5 protein-coding genes are annotated in these 4,205 nt (G+C 72.9%); 3 read left to right on the top strand and 2 right to left on the bottom strand.

Features of this window, described 5'->3' with window-relative positions:
* Nucleotides 1-203 precede the first annotated feature (203 nt).
* Together ACFWM7_RS34055 and ACFWM7_RS34050 are read right to left on the bottom strand one after the other, a co-directional pair.
* Entirely contained in the window at nucleotides 204-1,694 is a 1,491-nt protein-coding gene (locus ACFWM7_RS34055) for a DUF3152 domain-containing protein (protein ID WP_383268298.1), read from the bottom strand.
* 8 nt (nucleotides 1,695-1,702) lie between these two features.
* On the bottom strand, nucleotides 1,703-2,668 hold the full coding sequence (locus ACFWM7_RS34050; RefSeq protein ID WP_383268295.1) for an alpha/beta fold hydrolase: 966 nt from the start codon (nucleotides 2,666-2,668) through the stop codon (nucleotides 1,703-1,705).
* A gap of 118 nt (nucleotides 2,669-2,786) precedes the next feature.
* On the opposite strand from ACFWM7_RS34050, the gene ACFWM7_RS34045 reads away from it, so the two are divergent.
* The 3 genes from ACFWM7_RS34045 to ACFWM7_RS34035 all read left to right on the top strand — a co-directional run bounded on the left by ACFWM7_RS34045 (nucleotide 2,787) and on the right by ACFWM7_RS34035 (nucleotide 4,179).
* Nucleotides 2,787-3,002: a hypothetical protein gene (locus ACFWM7_RS34045; RefSeq protein WP_383268293.1), complete on the top strand. Its 216-nt coding sequence runs from the start codon at nucleotides 2,787-2,789 to the stop codon at nucleotides 3,000-3,002.
* Between the two features lie 167 nt (nucleotides 3,003-3,169).
* Entirely contained in the window at nucleotides 3,170-3,811 is a 642-nt protein-coding gene (locus ACFWM7_RS34040) for a TetR/AcrR family transcriptional regulator (protein ID WP_010061601.1), read from the top strand.
* Nucleotides 3,812-3,951: 140 nt separating this feature from the next.
* A complete protein-coding gene (locus ACFWM7_RS34035; RefSeq protein ID WP_010061602.1) occupies nucleotides 3,952-4,179 on the top strand; it encodes a DUF3107 domain-containing protein in 228 nt (75 codons plus the stop codon).
* Nucleotides 4,180-4,205 lie beyond the last annotated feature (26 nt).

The raw sequence follows: 4,205 nt of genomic DNA, 5'->3' as shown, positions 1-4,205 counted from the left end.
CCCCGGCGGGGGCCCCCCCGAACGGGTCACCCCGGGGGGCCCCCCGCCCGTGGGGCGGGCGCGCCACCGAAAGGGGTGAACCGTCGTAACTTTCCCGGCCCGGTCGCGTTCCGTCGCGATACAGCGGTCGGTTGTTACGGAGGGTCAGGCCCGGGCCAGCCCCTTGCGGGCTGCCCGGCGGGCCGCCGCGGGCCGGCCCGGGATCAATCCGTGGGGTGCACCCAGGGGTTGGCCTTGCACTTGATGCCTTCGAGCTCAAGGGTCTTGGTCTGCTGCTGCATGACCGGGGCCAGGGCGCCGGGCGTGCGGCAGCTCACGTGGTTGTACCCGAGCCGGTGGCCGACCTCGTGGTTGATGAGCATCTGACGGTAGGACAGCATCTTGTCCGGACCGAAGGTGGCGGCGCCCTGCGCCCAGCGATAGGCGTTGATCATCACGCGGTCGGTCGAGGCCGAATCGCAGGAGACGTTGTCGATCGTGGTGTCCAGACCGGATTTGGCACACCAGTCGCCAGTGGTCCCGGGACTGGCGAGGGTGATCACGAAGTCCGGCTGCCCCGACGAGATGCGCTCGAAGGTCATCGCCCCGTTGTGCGCCCAACTCCGGTCGTCGTTGAGCGTCTTCTGCACGGCTTCGGCGAACAGTCCGGCGTCGAGGCCGAGTCCCTTCTCCACGTCGATCCGGTAGCGGTGCTTCTGCCCCTTTCCGGGGGCCTTCGCCAGACCGGGCACGGCCTCGAACGTGCCGCTCGCCTTCAGGTCGGCGGCGAGCGGATACGGCTGCGCCATCTTGGCCGCGTACGAGAGGGGCTTCACCTCGGGCTTCGCCGAGGGCTGCTTCGGGGTCGGGCGGGCGTCGGAGCGGGAGGCCTCGTCGCTCAGGCCCTGCCGCTCCACATCGGCGGCGCGCGCGGCGGCCGCACGGCCCCCGGAGTCCTCGGCGACCTGGCCGGCCACGACGACCGCGAGCACGGTCGTCACCGCGGCGGCGGCGATCCCGGTCAACGTCCGGCCCTTGCCGCCCCGGGGCGCGGAGCGTTCGTCCGGCTCCGCCGCCTCGGTGCCGCCCGGGGGTCCGGGCGGCGTGGGGGCGGGGGCGCTCGCCGGGGCGTCGGCGTCGAAGGCCTCCAGGAACTCCCGGCGCGGGCCCGGCACCGGAGGTCCGTCGGGCGTCGGCTGCTGTGCCGCACGGCCGTCCGCGGCGCGCTGGGCCGCCCGCTGGGCGGAGACCTGGCGGGCCACGGCCTGCTGCCGGGCGGCGGGGTCCTGGGATCCGAAGGGCCCGGCGGACCCGCCCGATCCGCCGGGGTTCGGCCGGGTGTCGCCGGGGCGGCCGTCCGGGCCGGGGTACTGGTGGGGCGCCCGCGGATAAGGGGTGCCTTGTGACGCGGGCGCGCCGGGCCCCTGCCCGTAGCGGGGCTGCGGCCCGGTGCTCCAGGTGCCGCCCCAGCCGCCGCCCTTCTCATGCTGTTCGGGGTGGCCGCCGCGCACCTGTGGGGCGTCGGTGGAGAACGGGCCCTGTCCGTCACCGGTCAGCGGGGAGAACAGGTTCCGCCCGTCACCGGTCCGTTCGGGCGCGGTCCGCCTGCGCCGGCCGCCGCCGGAGGCGGGCCTCGCCGCGGCGCGCTCGCCGCCCGGTTCCGCCGCTGCCGCGTCCGGGCGGATCGCCCCGCCCTTTCGACTGTGTCGTCCCACGCCCCGGATCAGCTCCCGCCGCTATCGTCCAGCAGTTCCCGGAACGCCTGGGCGACCGCCTCCGGGTACTCCATCATCGCCACGTGCCCCGCGTCGGGCAGCGTCAGCAGCCGGGCGTCGCGGAAGGCCGCGGACGCCCTGCGTGCCATCCGGTACGAGACGAGCTGGTCCCGTCCGCCGTACACGAGCTGGGTCGGTGCGAGCACCCGCTCGGCCTGGCGCCACAGTCCGTGCTGGCCGCCCAGGGTGTACGCATCGACGATGCCCCGGGCCGAACGCGTCATCGCGTCCCAGAAGTACGGCAGCTCCAGCCGCCGCTCCATCTCGGCCACCGCGTTGCGGAAGGCTTCGTCGGAGACTTGTGCCGGATCGCCGTAACAGAGTGCCATGACTCCGCGGGTCCGCTGCTCCGCCGTCCAGCCCTTCGTGAGCCGGGCGAACAGGGACGCGACCCCCGGCACCGCCAGCAGACCGGTCGGGACGGCCGGTCGCTGCACCCGCCACTCCGGCAGGGCGGGCGAGATCAGGGTGAGGGTGCGCACCAGGTCGGGGCGGACGGCGGCGACCCGGGTGGCGACCGCGCCGCCCAGCGAATTGCCGAAGAGGTGGACGGGCCCCCGCTCCTCCGCGTCCAGCAGCCGGATCACCGCGCGGGCGTGTCCGGTCACCGAGTAATTGCCGTCGTCCGGCGGCGGCGAGTCCCCGAATCCGGGCAGGTCGACGGCTTCCCCGTCGACCAGGTCGGACAGCAGCGGCATCAGTGCGGACCAGTTCTGCGACGAGCCACCGAGCCCGTGCACGTACAGCGCGGGGGGCAGTCCGGTCCGGTCTCCCGGCCGGCAGCGGATGTTCAGACCGATCCCCGGCAGGGACACGGAGCGCAGCCGTTCGCCGTCGGCGACCCGGACAGCACTGACCGTGGGGGCCACCGCGGCGGCGGCGGCCTGGGCACCCGGCAGTTCGGTCGAAGACATACGCCAATGTTACGAGACGATCACGCCCTGATTCATGTGTTCGCCGTCACAAGGCCGCATCGCGGGGTAGACGGGTAACTCCTAGGCTTCAGGGGGAACGACAGGAAGGGAGCTGCACATGACGGTCGACCCGAGCGACCCGGACACCTTCGAGGGCACGGAGCCCGACGAGCCGGGGCCCGAGGCCCCGGAGGCCGACGCCGCCGAGCAGCGCGCGGATGTCCGGCCCGAGGACGACGAGCGGGTGGAAAGCGTCGACCCGACCGCCGCCAATGAGGCCGATGTGGCGGAACAGCGCAGGGTGATCCCCCTCGACGAGGACGATTACCGGTAATACGCCCCGGTTTGCTCACGACCGCAGAGAACTGTGGCTTCCACAGCCGTCCGGTCCGTGAAATTCTGCGTCCGCGCCGCGCACACCCGGGTTACCCAAAAGTACGATGGCTGTACGGCGCAGCGTGCACGGACCGGCTGTGCTGGAACACATATTTGGGAGGCGGCGTGACAGCCATCGAGCAGACAGAGGCGGCGCGCCCGCGGGGCACTCGGCTGCCCCGCCGCGCCCGACGCAATCAGCTGCTGGGCGCCGCGCAGGAGGTCTTCGTCGCGCAGGGCTACCACTCCGCCGCGATGGACGACATCGCCGAGCGGGCCGGGGTCAGCAAGCCGGTGCTCTACCAGCACTTCCCCGGGAAGCTGGAGCTCTACCTGGCCCTGCTCGACCAGCACTGCGAGTCGCTGCTCCAGGCCGTGCGCACGGCGCTGGCCTCGACGACGGACAACAAGCTGCGCGTCGAGGCGACGATGGACGCCTACTTCGCGTACGTGGAGGACGAGGGCGGCGCGTTCCGGCTGGTCTTCGAGTCCGACCTGACCAACGAGCCCGCCGTGCGCGAGCGGGTGGACCGGGTGTCCCTCCAGTGCGCCGAGGCCATCTCCGACGTGATCGCCGGGGACACGGGCCTGTCCAAGGACGAGTCCATGCTGCTGGCGGTGGGGCTCGGCGGCGTCTCCCAGGTGGTGGCCCGCTACTGGCTCTCCAGCCGGTCCGCGATCCCGCGCGACACGGCCGTGCAGCTCCTCACCTCGCTGGCCTGGCGTGGCATCGCGGGCTTCCCGCTGCACGGCGTCGAGCAGCACTGAGCCCACCGTGACGGGACGTGTGACGCCGTGTTCGCTGCGGGCGTTGCCGGTCGGGCCCTGAGCGCCGCTCGCGCCGGGCTAATGTGGCTGCGTACGGCGCGGTTCGCCGCGCAGGGACTGACCGTCGGAGGGACATAGCCGTGGAGGTCAAGATCGGGGTGCAGCACACGCCCCGCGAGATCGTTCTGGAGAGCGGGCTTTCCGCCGAGGACGTCGAGAGCGCGGTCGCCGCGGCACTGGGCGGCAAGGCGGAGCTGCTCAGCCTCACGGACGACAAGGGCCGCAAGGTCCTGGTGCCGGCCGACCGGATCGCGTATGTGGAGATCGGTGAGCCGACCACCCGACGGGTGGGGTTCGGGGCGCTGTAGTCCACCGGACGCGTTGATCACAGGAG

It is taken from the genome of Streptomyces sp. NPDC058375, assembly GCF_042723425.1.
In the GTDB taxonomy this organism is placed as follows: Bacteria; Actinomycetota; Actinomycetes; order Streptomycetales; family Streptomycetaceae; genus Streptomyces; species Streptomyces durocortorensis.
The sequence above is the reverse complement of the archived record's forward strand: the minus strand, read 5'-3'. Positions and strand labels throughout refer to the sequence as shown.

Coding starts and splice junctions, on each gene's coding strand:
- ACFWM7_RS34050 (WP_383268295.1), bottom strand. CDS start 2,668: ATGTCTTCGACCGAACTGCCGGGTGCCCAGGCCGCCGCCGCCGCGGTG.
- ACFWM7_RS34045 (WP_383268293.1), top strand. CDS start 2,787: ATGACGGTCGACCCGAGCGACCCGGACACCTTCGAGGGCACGGAGCCC.